The organism is Nocardia donostiensis (assembly GCF_002081715.1).
Lineage (GTDB): Bacteria > Actinomycetota > Actinomycetes > Mycobacteriales > Mycobacteriaceae > Nocardia > Nocardia donostiensis.
Genome location: NZ_MUKP01000004.1, coordinates 1 through 18724, shown reverse-complemented (window position 1 = coordinate 18724; position 18724 = coordinate 1). Strand labels below are relative to the sequence as shown.

Sequence of the window (18724 nt, the reverse complement as noted above, 5' to 3'; positions counted from 1 at the left end):
CCATGATCGGCAGAGATGATGTCGGCACCATCGACGACCTGCATGCCTCGGCCACCAAAGTGGTCGGCCTCGACGATTTCGGCGACGACGACTACCGCACCGGACTCGCGGTGCTGCTGGAGTCCTACGAGAAGGACGCCGAACTGACCCCGTTCGGCAACAAGGTGAACCGCGCGTTCCTGCGCGGCGCGCTGATCGCCCGGCTGCTCAGCGAATCGGCATGGAAACAGCATCCTGAACACGCCGATGTGCCGATCACCCGGCCGATCTTCGTCACCGGCCTGCCCCGTTCGGGTACGACCGCCGTACACCGCCTGCTCACCGCCGACCCCGCCCATCAGGGGCTGGAGATGTGGCTGACCGAGATGCCGCAGCCGCGTCCGCCGCGCGACACCTGGGCCGACAACCCGGTCTTTCAGCGGTTGCAGGCCGGCTACGAGAAACACCATGTCGAACACCCCGAGTTCATGGGTGTGCACCATATTTCCGCCGACCAGGTGGAGGAATGCTGGCAGCTGCTGCGCCAGTCGGCGATGTCGATCTCCTACGAATGCCTCGGCTATCTGCCCCGCTACTCTGAATGGCTGCGCGAGCAGGATTGGACCGGCGCCTACCGCAGGCATCGGCACAACCTGCAGCTCATCGGTCTCAACGATCGCGATCGCCGCTGGGTACTGAAAAACCCCAGCCACCTGTTCGCCCTCGACGCCCTGCTCGCCGTGTACCCCGATGCCCTGGTCATCCAGATGCACCGCGCACCAAGCACCATCATCGCCTCGGTGTGCAGCCTCAACGAACAGGCCTCGGCGGGCTGGTCCGACAAATTCCGCGGTCCCGTCGTCGGCCGGGCCCAGCTCGACCTGTGGTCCCGTGGAGCCCGCACCTTCCTCGCCGATCGCCGACGCCACGATCAGGCCCAGTTCTGCGATGTCTACTACAACGATTTCGTCGCCGACCCCATCGGCACCGTCGAATCCATCTACCGGCATTTCGACCTGCCGTTCACCGAGGACACGCGCACCGCGATGACCGCGTTGCACAGCGAATCCGCCTCCGGCGCTGCCCGCCCGGCCCACCGCTACACCCTCGAGGATTTCGGCCTCACCACCGAGGAAGTGAACGCTGAATTCGACCCCTACCTGGACGTTTACTTCCCCGGCGGGCGCTGATCCCTATTTATAGGGGTACAGGTTCAAAACTGTACCCCTATAAACCGTGGGAGTAGTTCGAGCAGATCCGCCGAGAACGGGGGCTGTGCCACGCGGACCCCAACCGGCTCGGCGGGCTGCCGCACGGTCAGTCCCTGCCGCCAGGTCAGGCCTGTCCTGGTTCGAGGACGATGAACAGGCCGGTGGCTTCGGCGCAGAGACGTTCCCCGTGGTGCAAGGTCGCGCGGATATAAATCTTGCGGCCGTCACGGTTCTCGGCCCACGCATGCAGTTGCAGTTCGGTGTCGAGCGGGGTGACCGAGCGGTAGTCGACAGTGAGGGAAGCGGTGCGGGTGATGCCGCCGCTGTGCGCTGCGGCCGCCATGCCCATCAGATTGTCGAAGCCGAGCGAGATATGGCCGCCGTGCACGGCCGCGTTACCGCCCAGGTAGAAGGTGCGGTAGATGATGCGGGCACGTACACCGTCGGCGTTAGCCTCATCGACCTCGTACGGCGGCAGGGTGATGTTGCCGTGGGCAGGGAGGTCGAAGCGGGTCCAGTTGGGGGTCGACCATTCGTCCACCACCGTTGTTTCCAGCCGGTCGTTGAGCTTCTCCAGCACGCTGATCGCCTCGAGTGCCACCTCGTCGGACGGGCAGGCCAGCCTGACCCGGTCCATGAGTGTGCGCACCTGTTCGATGAACATCCCGTAGTGCGGTCCGCCGCGCAGGGTGTCGGTATTGCGCACCGCGTCGATCAGCTCCGACATAGGCCGGAAAGCGCCCTCGTGGTGCTCGGCACTCGGCAGCCCGTGCCCGGGCCGTTGTTCGTCCATGAGAACACGTTATCGTTAACGTTCTCCCGGTCGTGCACGGCCGGGACCCCTATGCGGGAACACCTGCGATGTTCTCCGTGCGGTGAGTTCCTGTCTCATCGGGACTTGCCTTCGGCCGGGCGGCAGGGCTTATGGCCCTCTTCAGCCCCGTCGCGAGGATATTGTTCGCAGCGTTCAGGTCGCGGTCATGGGCTGCGCCGCACGCATAGGCCCACGACCGCACCGACAACGGTTCCGGTCCGGCGGTGCGCCGGTACCGGGAGGTTGTTCGATCGCCGGACGTCATATCGCCTGTGGTAGCGGTGAGCGGGCAGTCCAGCGCTGTCCGTCGTAGCCGACGTGCACGGGGTGGTCGAAGGCCGCGGAAATGGCTGCGGTGGTGATGGTTTCGGCGGCTGGACCGGCGGCGACGGTGCGTCCGCCTGCGATAAGCATGGCATGGGTGGTGCTGCTGGGCAGCTCCTCGAGGTGGTGGGTGACCAGGATCGAGGCGATATCAGGGTGGGTGCGGCCGAGGGCGTCCACGGTGTGCAGGAGTTGTTCGCGGGCGGCCACGTCGAGCCCGGTCGACGGCTCGTCCAGCAGCAGCAAGCGGGGCTCGGTGATGAGCGCACGGGCGATCAGGGTGCGGCCGCGTTCCCCCTGGGACAGAGTCGGCCAGGTGCGGTCGGCTTTGGCCGACATGCCGACGGTGTCGATCACGGCCGCGGCGCGGGCGAGTTCGTCGGCGGACGGTGCCCACCGCTGCGGTATGTCGATACTGCCGGTGCGGCCGGTGAGCACCACCTCGCGGACCGTGAGCGGTGAACGCAGCGGGTGGCGTGGATCGACATGGCCGATCGAGCGGCGCAGCCGCTGCAGTTCCACCCGCCCCAGTTGTTCGCCCAGCACCCGCACGGTTCCCGAGGTGGGGTGAGTGCGCGCCCCACAGAAACCGAGCAGGGTGCTTTTACCCGCCCCGTTGGGGCCGAGCAGCGCCCAGTGTTCGCCGGAGCGCACCGTGAGCGAGATGCCGTCGATGATCTGATTGCCGTCACGCCGGAAGGTGACCTCCGTCAGTTCCAGTACCGGGGTGACATTCACCGGAAAGACTCCTTCATGGCCTGCAGATGGGTGCGGCTGGATTCGGCCGCCGCGGTGGGGTTGCGGGCCGCGATCGCGTCGGCCAGATGCTCGTGTGCCGCCTGGTCGGCGGCTGGTGCGGGGACCGGCCGGATGGTCAGCATATCGATCATCGCCAGCCGCAGCCGGGGCAGGAAGCTGTCGAACAACTGGGTGAGGATGTCGTTGTGCGCGGCGATCACGACCGCGCGGTGAAACGCCATATCGGCGTCCACGTGCTCGGCTACCGACTGTCCCTCGGTGCTCCGTTTTCCCAGTGTTCGGCGAATGGTTCGCAGGTCGGCGGGGGTGCGCCGCAGCGCGGCCAGCGCGGCGGCCTCCGCCTCGATGGCGATCCGCGCCTCGATCACGGCGACGATGGTGGCGCGGCGCAACACGATATCCCAGTCCTCGACGATATCGACCGCGGTGACGAAAACCCCTGCTCCCTGACGGCTGCTCAGCACCCCTTTGCCCGCCAGTTCGCGGACCGCCTCCCGCACGGTGGAGCGGCCGACGCCGAGCTGAGCGGCCAGTGTCGTCTCGCCGGGCAGCCGGTGCCCCAGCGGCCATTCGCCGTGACGGATCCGGTCGAGCAGCACCGCTGCCGTCTGTTCGGCCAGTGGGTGGCGACGTATCTCGGAAACCACGTAAACCTCGCTACTTGTCTGAGGAGTTGTGTAGAGTCTGCCATATGTTCCGCCCCGTGCTTCTCCTCCGCCGCCACGGCGGGGCCTGATACGACCGGCCACCCCGCCGTGGGGTCCGTCGGCGGCCGGTCACTGCATTCGTGACGGCAACAGGCCAGGAAGAAGACCATGAGCACGCGCACCTTTCCCACCATCGACACCCCCGGTGGCGCCGTACCCGCCGACGCGCCGGCGTGGAACCGGCAGCGACCCTCTCAGATGCCTTCGCATCGGTACCGCAATGTCTACGACCGGGTGGAAGTCCCGCTCAGTCAAAGGAATTGGCCGCAAGCCCGCATCGAGCGCGCCCCGCTGTGGGTGCCGGTGGACCTGCGAGACGGCAACCAGGCACTCGCCGAGCCCATGGACCCCAGCCGCAAACGCCGGTTCTTCGAACTGCTCGTCGCCATGGGATACAAGGAAATCGAGGTCGGCTATCCGTCGGCGTCGCAGACCGACTACGACTTTGTACGGTTGCTCGCCGACACCGATATCGCGCCCGCAGACGTCACCGTCGTTGTCTTCACCCCCGCCCGCCGCGACCTCATCGAACGCACCGTCGACTCGGTGCGCGGACTGCGCAACCAGGTGGTCGTGCACATGTACACCGCCACCGCACCGGTATGGCGGGAAACCGTGCTGGGCAAGGACATCGGTGAGCTGTGTGCGCTGATCCTCGACGGTGCCCGCGCGGTGCTGGACTGTGCGGGTGATCTGCCCGATGTGCGGTTCGAGTTCTCGCCGGAGGTGTTCAACTTGACCGAACCCGGCTACGCACTCGACATCTGCGATCAGGTGACCGAACTGTGGGACGCGACACCGCAGCGCCCGGTAATCGTGAACCTGCCCGCCACCGTGGAGGTCGCCACCCCCAACGTCTACGCAGATCAGATCGAATACATGCATCGCAACCTGGCCCGCCGCGACGGCATCATCCTGTCGGTACATCCGCACAACGATCGCGGCACCGGGATCGCCTGCGCGGAACTGGCGGTGCTCGCAGGCGCGCAACGAGTCGAAGGTTGTGTTTTCGGCAATGGGGAACGCACCGGAAACGTCGATATCGCCACTCTCGCCTTGAATCTGCACGCCCAGGGCGTCGATCCGATGATCGACTTCTCCGATATCGACGAAATCCGCCGCACCGTCGAATACTGCACTCGCCTGCCTGTCCATGAACGTCATCCCTATGTGGGCGATCTGGTGCATACCGCGTTTTCCGGCACCCATCAGGACGCGATCAGCAAAGGGCTGGCCGAGCACCGCACCAGGGCGGCGGCAACAGGTCGGTCGGAAAGCGAGATCGAATGGCGCGTTCCGTATCTGCCGATCGACCCCACTGATATCGGCCGCGACTACACGGCCGTCGTCCGGGTCAATTCGCAATCCGGCAAGGGTGGTATCGCCTACCTCTTGTGCACCGGGTACGGGATGGAACTGCCGCGTCGGCTGCAGATCGATTTCGCGCGGCACGTGCAGGAACACACCGACGGCACCGGAGGTGAGGTCACCGCCGCCGAACTGCGGGACCTGTTCGACCAGGTGTACCTGGAGCAGCCGGACGGCCCAGCGGTGGAGTTGAAGGAATGGCGTGCTTCGGGATCGGAGACTGCGCCGTTCATCGGCGTCACTCTTACTGTCGACGGAGCGAGCCGGGCCAGCGAACACCCCGGCGACGATCCGATCGCCGCCGTTACGGCCGCACTGGCCGAGGCCGGTCGCGCTGTCGAACCGCTGACGGTGGACACCCAGCAGTTGCCCGGCCGGATGATCGCCTATCTCGAATACCGGGCGGGTGACCGGCGCGGCTGGTGCGCAGGGCTGGGCGATACGGTGCGCGACGCCACCATCGCGGCGCTGCTGCGCGCCGCCGCCGGCGCCTGACGCCACAGCGGGCCCGGCCGCCGGTGCCGTCCGCCGAGCCGCAGATCGGCGTCCACTGCACGGGGACGGGTAACTGCGGGCTTGTGGCCGCGCGGTTACCCGGCTCGGGTGAAGCGGGCGGCGGGGGAGCCGTGCAGTGTGCCAGTGGGCAGGGTGCGTCCGGACAGGGCCAGCAGCAGATGCTGAGCGTTGCCGGTCAGTTCAGCGCCCTCGCCGTAGCTCCAGTCGAGATCGTCGGCGCGTAACCGGACGCCGTCGAGATCGACACCGAAATAGGAGACGTTCCGCGGTTCGATGGCGTCGAGCACCAGGCGCAGCCGGTCGGCGGGCACCGGATGGTCGAGGCCGAGCGCGACCACGATGTCGAGGCCGTGGATCACGTCGTGGCTCAGCGCACCGACGAAACCGCCGCGCGGCGGCTTCCACGGATGATCCACGTTGTCGCGCAGCGAGGCGAGCAGTTCGGCGTCGCTGTACCGCGTGGTGTCGGCGCGGGCTGCACGATCGGCCATCCGGTTGAAATCGCCCCTGGCCTTGATCATCCCGAACACGAACCGGGGCAGCGAGAACCGGTACGGCATGGTGATGTGCGCAACCACCTCCCGCACCCGCCAGCCCGCGCACAGGCTCGGCGCCTCCCACTGCGCCTCGTCGAAGCCGCCGAGCAGTTCGACCAGATCACGGCGCTGCGCCGCGACCGCTGCTCGCACCTCGGGGGTATCGGCCATCGCTGTTCCTCACTTTCTCGCACTGCCCGGACGCGAGTACAGACGGGTCAACTCCCGGGTTCTCATCGGTTCGGGCGCCACTGCACCGGGACGCACAGGAGACCGAAAGCGCATCGGCCACAGCGAGACGCTGTTCCCAGCAGTTTCAGCATGCACCGTCACAGTCCCGGTCGGCCGAGCGTGACCGGAGTATGTCGCATAGGCGATGCGCGGTATGGCAGGTGCTGGAGGCTCGTCGGGCGACCGGTAGAAGTCCGTGCGAGGATACGAGATCGCTTGTCCATACAGGCTCGTCCGCGCGCGGCGCGGGCCCGCCGGGAGGGATCAGATGCCTACGACACCATTGACCCAGCAGACGTTCAACCGGACCGTTACCGGCCACCACATCGTCCTGGTGGAGTTCTGGGCGTCGTGGTGCAGTTGGTGCAGCCGTTTCGCGCCGATCTATCAGCAGTCGGCCGCATCGCACCCGGATATTGTGCACGCCACGGTCGACGGCGAAGCCGAACAGGCCCTGATGGCCACCTCCCGGGTCGACGCCTTCCCCTGGCTCATGGGGTTCCGCGAAGGAACGCTGGTGTATTCGCAGGCCGGTTTCCTGCCGGGGGAGCAACTAGAGGAGCTGGTCCAGCACCTTCGCTGGATGGATATCGAAGCGTTCCGCCGTGAACACGCCGTCGCGCCCGAGCAGGCGCCGCCGGCCGATGCTGCGCCGTCTCGTCTGGCGGGACCGGCGCCGGGAACGCAGCATTACGGCTGGCCCGGCCTGTGATCCGCGGCGCCGCCCGGTAGCGGGGCAGTTCCCGTGTGACAGTTCGCACAGCGATGTCCGCGCGAATCTCGATACGGTGTGCGACCGCGCTCATATGCTGAATCGGGCCGCACGATGGAGGTTGGGATTGACTGTCGAGCTGCTGAGTCACCATCCGGAGCCCGGCGGGCCGTGGCGTGGTGCCGGGCCGCCGCGCCGGATATCGCCGCCGGTATCGATGATCGAGCGGATGTCGCTGATCCTGGACGCCTTCGACAGCGCCACACCAACCCTCACCCTGCACGAGTTCGTCGCACGCACCGGTCTGCCGCGTTCGACCGTGCACCGCATACTCGACCAGATGATCCGGCTGCGGTGGCTCGCCCATGCGCCCGGCGGCTACCGGCTGGGGACGCGCGCCTTGGAGTTGGGCGGGCTCGCCGCGGGCCACAACGAGATCCGCTCCGCGGTCGGCCCGCTGCTGCACGAACTGTGCCTGCGCACCGACACTGTCGGCCATCTCGGCATCCTCGACGGTCGCGATGTGCTCTACCTGGACAAGGCGGGCGGCAGACAGACCGCGATCGTCCCCACCCGGCTCGGTGGCCGGATGCCCGCGCACAGCACCGCGCTCGGCAAGGCGATGCTCGCGGCGCTCGAGCCCGGGTTCGCTGTGGCGTCGCTGCGGGAACGGCTACCGCAACTCACTCCGCGCACCATCGGCGACCGCACCGAACTGGATCGGGAGCTGGCCCGGATCCGCCAACGGCAAGGTGTGGCCGTCGACAACGAGGAATCGATCGCCGGTATCGCGTGTGTGGCGGTCCCGGTGCGCAAACGCGGGACCGCCGTCGCCGCATTGTCGTTGTCCTCGCGGGTCGACGGCGACCGCCCGGTGGATACCGGCCACCAGGCGCGGCTGCTGCTGGCGTTGGCCGGAGAGGCCACGCGGCTACTGGCAGGCTCCTGAACCCGCGCGGCGCCGGTTGTCAGGAATCGGACAGGCTCGCAGCGATCGCCCGGCCTGCAGCGCGGCCGGAGAAGATGCATCCGCCGAGGAACGTGCCCTCCAGCGCGTTGTATCCGTGCACGCCGCCGCCACCGAAACCAGCCACCTCACCCGCGGCGTACAGTCCGGGCAGCGGGGTCCCGTCCGGGCGCATCACCTGCGAGTCCAGGTTGGTTTGCAGACCGCCCAGAGTTTTGCGGGTGAGGATGTTCAATCGGACCGCGATGAGCGGGCCTGCTGCCGGGTCGAGAAGGCGATGCGGTTTGGCGACCCGCCCCGCCTTGTCGCCGAAATAGCGGCGTGCATTGTGGATCGCCATCACCTGGGCGTCCTTGGTGAAGGGATTGGTGATCTCCCGATCGCGGGCCACGATCTGGCGTTCCAGGTCGGCGCGGTCGATCTGCGGGCCTCGGGCGATCTTGTTCATTCCGGCGACGAGTTCGTCGAGGGTGTCGGCGACGACGAAATCGACTCCGTGCTGTTTGAATGCCTCCACCGGTCCCGGTGCGCCCTTGGCGACCCGGCTTGCGAGGGTGAGCTTGATGTCCTTGCCGGTGATATCGGGGTTCTGCTCTGAACCCGAGAGCGCGAACTCCTTCTCGATAATCGCCTGGGTGAGCACGAACCACGAGTAGTCGTGGCCGGTGGCCAGTATCGCCTTCATGGTGGTGTTGGTGTCGAAACCGGGAAAACACGGCGGGGGCAGCCGCTTACCGGTGGCGTCGAACCACATCGATGACGGCCCGGGAATGATCCGGATGGCGTGATCGGGCCAGATCGGGTCCCAGTTGACGATGCCTTCGGTGTAGTGCCACATCCGGTCGCGGTTGACGATGGTACCGCCCGCGGCCTCGGTGATACCGAGCATGCGCCCGTCCACATGTGCGGGAACACCGGAGATGAGCGTTTCCGGTGCCGGGCCAAGTCGATCGACAGGCCAGTTCTTGCGGATCAGCTCGTAGTTGTGGCCGATACCGCCGGAGGTCACCACTACTGCGCGGGCCCGGAATTCGAAGTCACCGACCACGGTCCGCGAAGAAGCATGCCCACGGTCGAGTTCGGTGGGTTCCAGCACGCTGCCGCGCACGCCCGTGACCGTGTCACCGTCGACGATCAGTTCGTCGACCCGATGCCGGAACGCGAAACGCACCAGGCCGCGCCGCTCCGCGTCGAGCACCGGTTCGGCGAACACCCGCACCACCTCCGGCCCGGTGCCCCAGGCCAGATGGAACCGCGGCACCGAGTTGCCGTGCCCGTCGGCCGAGCCCCCGCCGCGTTCGGCCCATCCGACCAACGGTGTCACCCGCAGGCCGAGGTCGCGCAGATAGTCACGTTTCTCGGTGGCGGCGAACCGCACGTACGCGCGCGCCCACTGCCTGGCCCAGTGGTCTTCGTCGTCGCGGTCGAACCCGGCCGAACCCAGCCAGTCCTGCAGCGCCAGCTCGTAGGAGTCCTTGATACCGAGGCGTCGCTGTTCCGGGCTGTCGACGAAGAACAGACCGCCCAGCGACCAGAACGCCTGGCCGCCGAGATTGTTGCGGTTCTCCTGATCGAGTACCAGCACCTTGCGTCCGGCGCGGACCAGTTCATACGTGGCGACCAGCCCGGCCAGGCCTGCGCCGACGACAACAACTTCGGCCTCGGCCGCGAGGGATTCGGACACGGTTCATCCTTCGTTCGGGGTGCTGTAGGCGAGCACGAGATGGCAGAACAGTTCGGTGCGCCGGGCGCCTACCTTCGGGTTGCCTGGTTCCAGCAGTACCTGCGTCGAGGTGCCGTCGTGGACGGCGACCAGCGCCTGCCCCAAGGCCGCCGGGTCGGGCACGACGCGGCCGATACGCGACAGCGCCGCCTCGATACCCGGTAGCAACGCCGCCACGATCGCCTTCTCCCGTGCTGCCATCACCTGCCGCAGTCCGGAGGTACGCAGTGCGTGGGCGGTGAACTCGGCGGTGATGCGGAACCAGCCCTCGTCGACGGGGACGGCATCGGCCAGCAGGGTGACGGCGGTCCGCAGATCGCTCATATCGTCAACCGACATGGCGGCGAGTGTCTGCCGTACCTCGGCGAGCATCGCGGTGGACCGCTGCTCCCACATCGTGAGAAACAGCTCGTCCAGTGAGACGAAATTCGAGTAGAACGCACCACGGGTGAACCCGGCCCGCTCACATACCTGCTCCACCGTCGAACGCCCGAACCCGACCTCGGCGAACACCTCGTACGCGGCTGCGAGCAGCCGCTCCCGTGTTTCGGCGCGCCGCTTGGTCAACGGTTTGACCGGCACGTCCGCTGCGGACGACGGCATCTTGCGCCTCCTCGTAGCCGGTGGATTCGCCGATACAGCCATGTATCCGATTCGTGAATGTATCAGACCGGCACCTGCCCGCAGTGGGAAACAGCGTTCGCTCCATCCTGGTTTCCGATCGGCACTGCCGCTCTACCCGCACTGTCCGCGCCCAGTGAACGTAACGGGCAAGCCTCCGCGTTCAGGCGGAGGTCAGCGCATCTGGCAGCCCCGGACTGTCGCCGCCGGACCAGCGGAGACATGAACGCCTGCGGAGCGGGCGTAAGGCCATGCAGTGCCGGATACCGCGCAGTGTTTGCTTTCCTGCTGTCTGCGGTGAACACCGAAATCCAGCTCGCGCGGGGGGTTTGGAAGCCCCTCCTTTCAGAGAGGCCCTCGTCTACGGGACCGCGGAGGAGACGGTCGTCGAGATGAGCACGCGGCGCCAAGCAGGTAGTGGAGCGCAGGGACCCACCCGGTCGCGGGGAATCCCCAGCCGGGTGACCGGTCAGGACGGGCGGCGGGCGGGGAACTCCGCGGCGAGTTCGGCGAACAGGTCGGTGTTCAAGCTGAACGCGCGCCGACCTTCGTCGAGCACGCGACGCCGTTCCAGATCGTCGATCCGGATGCGGTCGAGCAGGGCGCGGTATTCGCGTTTGAACGCCGCCGGATTGCCGATGCCCTCGAAGACGTAGAAGCGGACGCCGTCACCGCGATGCGGCAGACTCCACAACTTTTCCGCGGTGCCCCTGATGACCTGCCCGCCGGACAGATCACCGAGATAACGGGTGTAGTGGTGGGCGATGTAGCCGGCGGGCCAGTTGCGGGCGCATTCGTCGATACGTTCGGCGTACACGGCGGTTGCGGGCAGCGGCTCGAGGCCGTCACGCCATCCTGGGCCCGCCAGATGCGCCAGATCGCGCTCCAGTTCGGCGGTGCGGGCCAGTTCCGGGCGGATGAACGGGCCTGCGATCGGATCCTCGGTGAGGCTGTCCCAGCGGCCCTCCAACGCCCGGTAGATGAACCAGAGTTGGCCGGTGTAGCGCAGATAGGACTCCATACCGAGGGAGCCGCCGAGCATATCGCTGATGAACGAGGAGTTCTCCGCCTCTTCGTGCTGGCGGGCGGTGGCGGCACGGATCAGCGCCGAAAAGGGGACGGCGGCCGTATCACCGTCGGCCGTTCCGGTCGTGCTCGGTGTATCCGGCAGCGACATCCGCCTACCTCCTGCCATGGTGCGGGCAGAACCGTTGCTGTGAACGCCCGCTCGGTACGGCCGGCCCTGATCGGACCCTGATCGAAGCTCCGACGATACCGGCTCAGTCGTTGCCCCGCGACGAGCTCGATCCGGGTTCGGGTGTGCGGCTGTTCGGGTCGAGCTGGTGCACTGTTGCGGACGCCCCCGCACCGGAACGCTTCTCCCGGCGCAGATCGACCTTGCGCTTACGCAGGTTGACCGGCGCGCCGGAGTTGCTGCGACGTTTGCGCAAATTCACCGGTGCGCCGGGGATGCGACGTTTGCGCCGCACGACCGGGCGGCGCAGTGAACCGAACCGGCGCAGGATCGGTGGCCTGCGCACCGTCCGGTCGAACCATTCACCGAGAGTGACACCCGCAGCCAGCGAGCACCCGACACCGAACGCGGCAAGCAGTTGGTCGGCGCCGATCAGCAGTTCGTCGTTGAGCAGACCGTAGAGCCCACGGTAGATACTCAGACCGGGCAGCAGCGGGGTGATGCCCGCGACCGCGACGACCAGCGGCGGGGTGAGGGCGCGGCGCGCCATCAGACCACCGGCCAGGCCGACCACCGTGGCCGCGACGCCGGAGGAGATCACCGGCCCGAACCCGGTTTCGGCCGTGAGCAGATAGCAGATGGTGCCCGCCGCGCCGCTGAGCGCGGCAGCCGCCAACGCCCGGCGTTCGGCATAGCAGGCCAGCGAATACGCCAGCGCCGCCACCGCGCCCGCGAGCAGCTTCACCGGCAGATCCGTGATCACCCGGCCGGGGGTGAGTTCGAACGGCGGCACGGTGAGGCCGAGGACGTTCGCGCCGCTCAGCGCGAGCGCGATACCCGCGATGATCGCGCCGGTCATCATCATGACCTCGAGCAGCCGCGCTGCCGCCGTGATCGGGGCCCCGGTTATGGCGTCCTGCACCGAACCGACCAGCGACAAACCACTGAGCAGTACCGTGATCCCCGCCGCGATGATCAGCGTGGGATCGACGTCCATGTGCAGCGGCCCGGCCAGGGTGGCCAGCACGACCGCCGGAACCGCCGCTATCGCACCACCCACCAGGTGCTGGAAGAAGAACGGCAGACCGTACTGGTTCAGTATTCGATTGGTTCGGTCGATCGCGGCCGTGGTGAAGAAACTGAGTACCGACACCACGATTCCGCCGCCGAGCAGCACCGCGATCGCGGCGGCCATCAGCGACCAGCCGAGCGTGGCCACCCAGCGGCGGTAGGGGTGCGGCGCGGAGACGATGGCATCGAGCGCGGCGCGCGCCTCGTCCGGCGGCACCACCTCGGTGCGGATCCGGCGAGTCAACCGGTCCACGGCCGCCAGGCGGGTGAAATCCATGCTGCGGTAGTGCACGATGCGCAGGGAACTGGCCGGAGGCAGAAACGGATCACGGCGCACCGAGATACGGATCGCGTTGTAGGTGACGTCGACATCGCAACGCGCCAGACCATAGGTGGCGGCGATGAATCGCACCGTGGTGGTGGTGTCGGTGACGGCGCTGCCTGCCGCGAGAACCACCTCACCCATCCGGATCGCCAGATCCAGCACCTCGGCGACCTGCGCGTCGTCGGTGAGGTCGATCGGCTGCAGCGGCGTCGGCGCGGCGACGATGGTGTCGGCGGTGGCCTGCCGGTCGGCGACAAGCTTCCCGAACGCCTGAGTCAAAACCGGTAGCCGCAAGGGAATCCGGCGCCGTCGGGGACCGCGAGCGGCGAAGTCCTCTACCAATGGTTCGGTCTTGTCTCCTTCCGGGAGCGCTTGCACTGCCATAGCCGTCGAAGGTAGTCATCGACAGCGGATCCGCACACTCACCTCGGCACGCTGTGATTGTGACGTTCACTACGTGGACCTCGACGCTCGCCGCGCTACGTTCCCCGACGGAGGTCCCCGGCGAGGTTATGGTCGAAATCATGAGCAGCTTATCGACGGCAGATCACCTGCGCGCAGCACTGGACGGGCCGTGGAGCGAGATCCGCGAACAAGCCCGCACCCAGCTGGCCGGCGACCGGTTCACCGACGATCCCAGCCTCGACTTCCGCGCCGCGCGAGCGCGGGTGCTCGACCAGATGCGCGCTGTCGCCCAGATGGGGTATGCCGAGCGTGGCTTCCGCAGAGAAAACGGCGGCACGGGCGAGCCCGGTGCGGCCGTTGTCGCGCTGGAGATGCTCGCCTACACGGATCTGTCGCTATGGGTGAAAGCCGGTGTGCAGTGGGGCCTGTTCGGGGGCGCGGTGGAAAACCTCGGCACCGAACGGCACCGCGACCACGTCAAACGATTGCTGTCGCTGGATCTGCTCGGCTGTTTCGCAATGACCGAATCCGGGCACGGCAGCGATGTCGCCAGCCTGGAAACTACCGCCACCTATGATCCGGACACTCAGGAATTCGTGGTGCACACGCCGACGCCGTCGGCGCGTAAGGACTACATCGGTGGCGCCGCCGAGCACGCCAGGATGGCGGCGGTATTCGCCCAGCTCATCACCGCGGAAGGCAACCACGGCGTGCACTGCCTGCTGGTACCCATCCGCGACGAGCACGGCAACGACCTGCCCGGCGTCACCACCTCCGACTGCGGCCTGAAAGGCGGGCTACCCGGCGTCGACAACGGCCGCATCGTTTTCGACCACGTCCGGATACCGCGGGAGAACCTGCTGAACCGGTACGCCGACGTGGCCCCGGACGGCACCTACAGTTCCGAGATCGAGAATCCGAGCCGCCGCTTCTTCACCACCCTCGGCACGCTGGTGCGCGGGCGGATCAGCGTGGGCGGTGCGGCGTCCGCGGGCACGCGCGTCGCGCTGAGTATCGCCATGCGGTACGGGATGAAACGGCGCCAGTTCAGCGACCCCGACACCGGCGGCGAAACCGTGCTGCTGGACTACCGCAACCATCAGCGCAGGCTGCTGCCGCTGGTCGCGCGATCGTATGCGCTGGCCTTCGCGCAGAACGACCTGGTGCGCCGGATGCATCTGGTGCAGACCGGCCAGGATCTGGAACCGGGCGCGCAGCGGGCGCTGGAGAAGCGGGCGGCCGGTTTCAAGGTTGCCCAGACCCGGCACGCCACCCGCGCCATCCAGGAGTGCCGGGAAGCCTGCGGCGGCGCGGGCTACATGACCGAGAACCGGCTGGTCACCCTCAAAGCCGATACCGACGTGTTCACCACATTCGAGGGCGACAACGTGGTGTTGACCCAGCTGGTGGCCAAGGAACTGCTCACCGCTTACGCCGACGAGATCCGCGATCTGGATGCGCTGGGCTGGGTGCGGTTCGCGGCGACCATGGCCGGTGACGTGGTGCGTAAACGCTCCGGCGTCCGCCAGCTCATTCAAACCCTGCGTGACCGCAGCGGCGAATCCGTCGACGAAGGCGACCTGTCGCGTCGCTCGGTGCAACTGCAGCTGTTCGCCGATCGTGAGGACTACCTGGTTCGCACCGCCGCGGACCGGCTGCGCGTCCGCGCCCAGGAAACCAGCCCGTTCGAGGCGTTCAACAACGCCCAGGACCATATCCTCGCCGCAGGCACCGCCCATATCGACCGGCTGGTGCTGGAGACCTTCATCGAAGGCATCGGCCTCATCGAGGACCCGGACGCGCGTGAACTCGCCGAACGGGTCTGCGACCTGTACGTCTACTCGATGCTCGAGGAGAACTCGGCCTGGTACATCATGCACCGGTTCATGTCGGTGGAACGGGCCAAGGCGGTGCGCCGCGGCGTGAACGAACTCGTCGACAAACTCCGCCCGGACGCCCTTACCCTCACCGAGGCGATGGGCGTCCCGGAGAGCATGCTGCGGGCGGCGATGCTCCACGACGCCAGCGTGTACGAACGGCAGTGAGCGAAACGGATCGACATGCCGGGCGCTGTGCCAGCGCCCGGCATCAGATCCTCCGGGATCCCGCCAGTCCGCGGTGCCCGGCGGCGAAAACCCAGTACAACCCGGCCGACAGCGCGACAGCGGCTCCGGCGCCGCCCACCACATCGGTGGGCAGGTGATAGTCGAGCGCGACCATCCCGGCTCCGGCCACCGTCCACGCGAAGACCGTCAGCAGCACCAGAACTATCCGGGCCCTTGCCGATTCGATCAGCAGCAGGAACGTGGTGGCCACCGCGATCAGATGTACGGTATGGCCACTGGGGTAGGCCAGATAGTCGTGCAGCGGCCGACCCCACCACGGTTTGAGCACCCAGGTGTTGATCGACACCGCCACTTCCGGGACGACAACCATGGTTCCGGTTTCCCACCAGCGCCGCTGCCAGGCGAACCAGGCCGCGCCCGAAAGCAGCAGCGCGAAGACCACCCAGGTATTGCTGGCCAGCGCGAAGACCTCGGCGATCCAGGGCCGCGGGTCCAGGGCGGCGTTCACCGGCCCGCGCACCACCTGATCGAACTCGGTGGCGTCCCCGTCGGCGGGAAAGGTCGTCGGCACCGCGGCGGTCACCGCGGCGCCTCCGACGACGAGACCGCCCAGCGTCGCCGGGCTCGGTGCCGCCCCCGATAACCGATCCAGCCGAGCCGGCTGGGCTGGCCGATCCGGCTGAACGTGAGGCGTGACCGAGGGCCAGGGCGCGACCGTGTCCGAGGTCGCGGCACCGGGATGCGGACCGGCCGACGCAGCATCGTCGTCGTTTCCGGTGGTGCGGCCCGGCTCGGTATCGTCCGATGCGGCGGGGTCCGTGATCACGGGACCGACGATAGTCGCCGCTGCCGCCGGGTAATCGGGCGACCGCGGTCAGCCCGGCATATAGGTGGCGACCGCACTGACGATGAACCAGATCATCCACGCGATCGCGACAAACATGCCGATGGCCAGCGTGGCGCGCATGAGGGCGCGCCCGAAATCCACGTCCCCGGTTTCGCGGGGGTACAGCCGCCACGGGCTGTACCAGGGGGAACGGATCGCGCGCAGCATCGACGGTTTATCGGCTTCACGCTGCGCCGCGGCCAGTTCTTCCGCGTATTGCTCGGCCTGGGCCTGGGCGGGGCCACCGTGCCAGAGAGTGACGTCGATCGGTCCGAGGAAGCCTTCGGCCAGCAGTTCCTGCGGGGCGGGCAGATACGGCAGGATGCCGAGCCCGCGGAAGGCGACCGCGACATCGTTGGCGGTCCACAGATGCTTCTCCGACTGGGCGAGCACATCGAAGTAGTGGCGCAGCCGGTCGGGGTCGTCACCGAGGATGACATCGAACCCCGGGTCGCTCCAGGCCTGCTCGACCTGAAGCTTCGCCTCGCGCGGAGGCACCACGAGGGCGATCCCGTGTACCGCGCGCTGGCCGAGACCGCGGGCGGCCAGCCAGCTCTGCAGGGCGAAGGTGTGATCACGCGAGCGTTCCAGCAGCGTGCGCCGGTCGGTGCCTGCGAAGACGGCGGTTTCGCCGGCCACCGTCCACGCCCCGTTCAACGGGATATGCAGCGTCCCGTGCTGTGGGCTCTGCAACGCTGCCGCTTCGATCACCACGCAGCTGGTCGGCGTCCAGATCACCGCGTCGAACTGGTGCAGCGTACCGGCCTGGAACAGGCTGCAGTTGATGGTGGCTACGCCGTGCGGGCTACCCGGGTCCTTCCAGGTGCGCAGCCAGCCGATCAATGCTTGTTCAGCATTGCTGCCGGTGCTGTTCTGCACTTTCACGAGCATTGGCGACCACCCTTCACATCGACCGTTACCGCAAGGATACGAGGGCGGGTCGGCGCCGGCCCGAATTCGGCGGTCCCGCAGGGTGTCCGGCGGACAACGGCGGTACCGCTGTCGAACGCTACCCCTCCGTCGGCTCGGCCGGAAGTTTTCCGGCGCGCACGGCGGCGACCAGTTCGGCGTGGTCGGCTTCGGTGCGGTCGGCGTAACGCACCGCGAACTCGGTGACTGCCTCGTCGAACCGTTCGTCATCGCCCAGGTACCCGGCGGTCAGCCGTGGGTCGAGGGAGCGGGCATGCGCCCGCGCCAGCAGCGCCCCCGCCAGCCTGCCGTAGTCGTCGAGATCATGCGGTTCCAGCTCTTGCGGGGCTATCCCGCCCTTGAGATTGCGGAACTGGCGCACGATGAACGGCAACTCCCTGATGGCACCGTCACTTTCGGTGACCCGCATCGTCGTCCAGCCGAGCAGGATATCGGTTTCCGCCTGCACGAGCCTGGCCCCGTGCACGATTCGTTGTCCTTCGTGCGGCGGCGCGCCGACCCCGAGCACGGGCGCCAGCGATGACGGCGCGGCCTGTTTCAGTTGCAGCACAAGGGCTTCGCCGTCGTTGCCGTGCAGCAGCGCCACATAGCTGTGCAAGCCGACGCTGCCGGTGCCGACGATGCGGAAGGCGATATCGGACACCGCGAACCGGGCCAGCAGCCCGCGCCGTGATTCACGCAAGGTGTCGGCGTAGTCCTCCAGCGCGTCTATCGCCGCTTCGGCCACCTCGGGTGCGACATGGGTGAGGATCGGTGGATCGCTGACGAAGCGGTGGCGGTTGATCCCGGTTTCGTGATCCTCTAGATGCTCGGTCCATTTGGCCACGACCTTGGCGCTGGTGTTCTTGCGCGCCTTTTTCGCGGCTTTTTTGAAGTTGTCGAGCAGGTCGTCCGCCTTGGCCTTGCTGATCATCGACTCGTCGGGTAACGCGTTCCACGAGGTGAGGAAGGGGGCCTCGGCCAGGGCGGCGATGGTGTGCCGGTAGGAGCGGACGGCGTCGCGGGCGGCCGTACGGCAGTCGTCTGCACCGGCTCCGCCCTCCCGGCCCGCCAGCACGAGGCTGGCCGCCAGCCGCTCCAGATCCCACTCCCACGGCCCGGCCACGGTCTCGTCGAAATCATTGATATCCATGACGATCTCGCCGCGTGAGGTGCCGTACAGGCCGAAATTCGCGGCGTGGGCGTCGCCGCACAGTTGCGCCGCGAGCCCGGTATCGGGACTGCCCGCCAGATCGGCGGCCATCAACCCGGCCGCGCCGCGATAGAAGGTGAACGGCGAGGCCGCCATCCGGCCGATCCGCAACGGCACCAGATGCGCCAGCCTGCCCACATTGCCTGCCGCAATGTGCTCGACCACCCCCGGCCGCGTGTCGGCGCG

Annotated in this window: 16 protein-coding genes; 5 read left to right on the top strand and 11 right to left on the bottom strand. The window is 67.5% G+C overall.

The genetic code is table 11. From position 1 onward, the window contains the following. Positions 1 to 2 precede the first annotated feature (2 nt). Positions 3 to 1169, top strand: a complete 1167-nt coding sequence (locus B0T44_RS03650) for a sulfotransferase family protein (RefSeq protein WP_077116414.1) — start codon at positions 3 to 5, stop codon at positions 1167 to 1169. A 145-nt stretch (positions 1170 to 1314) separates the two neighbouring features. On the opposite strand, the gene B0T44_RS03645 is transcribed toward B0T44_RS03650, so the two are convergent. From B0T44_RS03645 to B0T44_RS03630, 3 genes are all read right to left on the bottom strand, one after another. Continuing rightward, complete coding sequence (locus tag B0T44_RS03645) at positions 1315 to 1983, bottom strand: PaaI family thioesterase (protein ID WP_077116415.1); 669 nt, start codon at positions 1981 to 1983, stop codon at positions 1315 to 1317. 282 nt (positions 1984 to 2265) lie between these two features. Next, positions 2266 to 3066 carry an ABC transporter ATP-binding protein gene (locus tag B0T44_RS03635; protein ID WP_077116416.1) on the bottom strand — a complete coding sequence of 267 codons (801 nt, stop codon included), beginning with the start codon at positions 3064 to 3066 and terminating at the stop codon, positions 2266 to 2268. After that, entirely contained in the window at positions 3063 to 3734 is a 672-nt protein-coding gene (locus tag B0T44_RS03630) for a FadR/GntR family transcriptional regulator (RefSeq protein ID WP_077116417.1), read from the bottom strand. Before B0T44_RS03630 ends, B0T44_RS03635 begins: the two co-directional genes overlap by 4 nt. A gap of 168 nt (positions 3735 to 3902) precedes the next feature. Between B0T44_RS03630 and B0T44_RS03625 the strand changes: the two genes are divergently transcribed. After that, entirely contained in the window at positions 3903 to 5657 is a 1755-nt protein-coding gene (locus tag B0T44_RS03625) for a 2-isopropylmalate synthase (RefSeq protein ID WP_077116418.1), read from the top strand. Positions 5658 to 5752: 95 nt separating this feature from the next. On the opposite strand, the gene B0T44_RS03620 is transcribed toward B0T44_RS03625, so the two are convergent. After that, entirely contained in the window at positions 5753 to 6385 is a 633-nt protein-coding gene (locus tag B0T44_RS03620) for a maleylpyruvate isomerase family mycothiol-dependent enzyme (RefSeq protein WP_077115188.1), read from the bottom strand. A gap of 328 nt (positions 6386 to 6713) precedes the next feature. On the opposite strand from B0T44_RS03620, the gene B0T44_RS03615 reads away from it, so the two are divergent. Next, the gene (locus B0T44_RS03615) at positions 6714 to 7157 is read left to right on the top strand and encodes a thioredoxin family protein (RefSeq protein ID WP_077115189.1); all 444 of its coding nucleotides are present in this window, start codon (positions 6714 to 6716) and stop codon (positions 7155 to 7157) included. A 127-nt stretch (positions 7158 to 7284) separates the two neighbouring features. Then, positions 7285 to 8106: an IclR family transcriptional regulator gene (locus B0T44_RS03610; protein ID WP_077115434.1), complete on the top strand. Its 822-nt coding sequence runs from the start codon at positions 7285 to 7287 to the stop codon at positions 8104 to 8106. A gap of 19 nt (positions 8107 to 8125) precedes the next feature. Here the strand turns inward: B0T44_RS03610 and B0T44_RS03605 are convergent, their stop codons facing one another. The 4 genes from B0T44_RS03605 to B0T44_RS03590 all read right to left on the bottom strand — a co-directional run bounded on the left by B0T44_RS03605 (position 8126) and on the right by B0T44_RS03590 (position 13443). Next, positions 8126 to 9808 carry an FAD-binding dehydrogenase gene (locus tag B0T44_RS03605; RefSeq protein ID WP_077115190.1) on the bottom strand — a complete coding sequence of 561 codons (1683 nt, stop codon included), beginning with the start codon at positions 9806 to 9808 and terminating at the stop codon, positions 8126 to 8128. Positions 9809 to 9811: 3 nt separating this feature from the next. Beyond that, entirely contained in the window at positions 9812 to 10450 is a 639-nt protein-coding gene (locus tag B0T44_RS03600) for a TetR/AcrR family transcriptional regulator (RefSeq protein WP_077115191.1), read from the bottom strand. Between the two features lie 487 nt (positions 10451 to 10937). Next, positions 10938 to 11645 carry a biliverdin-producing heme oxygenase gene (locus B0T44_RS03595; protein ID WP_077115192.1) on the bottom strand — a complete coding sequence of 236 codons (708 nt, stop codon included), beginning with the start codon at positions 11643 to 11645 and terminating at the stop codon, positions 10938 to 10940. Between the two features lie 103 nt (positions 11646 to 11748). After that, positions 11749 to 13443: a threonine/serine exporter family protein gene (locus B0T44_RS03590; protein WP_081511527.1), complete on the bottom strand. Its 1695-nt coding sequence runs from the start codon at positions 13441 to 13443 to the stop codon at positions 11749 to 11751. A gap of 140 nt (positions 13444 to 13583) precedes the next feature. Here B0T44_RS03590 and B0T44_RS03585 point away from each other — a divergent pair, with 140 nt between their 5' ends. Then, positions 13584 to 15509 (top strand): acyl-CoA dehydrogenase family protein, encoded by a 1926-nt coding sequence (locus B0T44_RS03585; RefSeq protein WP_077115435.1) that lies wholly within the window; start codon positions 13584 to 13586, stop codon positions 15507 to 15509. A 43-nt stretch (positions 15510 to 15552) separates the two neighbouring features. Here B0T44_RS03585 and B0T44_RS03580 read toward each other — a convergent pair whose 3' ends face one another. From B0T44_RS03580 to B0T44_RS03570, 3 genes are all read right to left on the bottom strand, one after another. Beyond that, complete coding sequence (locus B0T44_RS03580) at positions 15553 to 16356, bottom strand: phosphatase PAP2 family protein (RefSeq protein WP_254854141.1); 804 nt, start codon at positions 16354 to 16356, stop codon at positions 15553 to 15555. 48 nt (positions 16357 to 16404) lie between these two features. Then, entirely contained in the window at positions 16405 to 17307 is a 903-nt protein-coding gene (locus B0T44_RS03575) for a hypothetical protein (protein WP_077115193.1), read from the bottom strand. Between the two features lie 118 nt (positions 17308 to 17425). Continuing rightward, positions 17426 to 18724: DUF2252 domain-containing protein (locus B0T44_RS03570; RefSeq protein WP_139795313.1), on the bottom strand; the 1299-nt coding region annotated here is incomplete at its 5' end.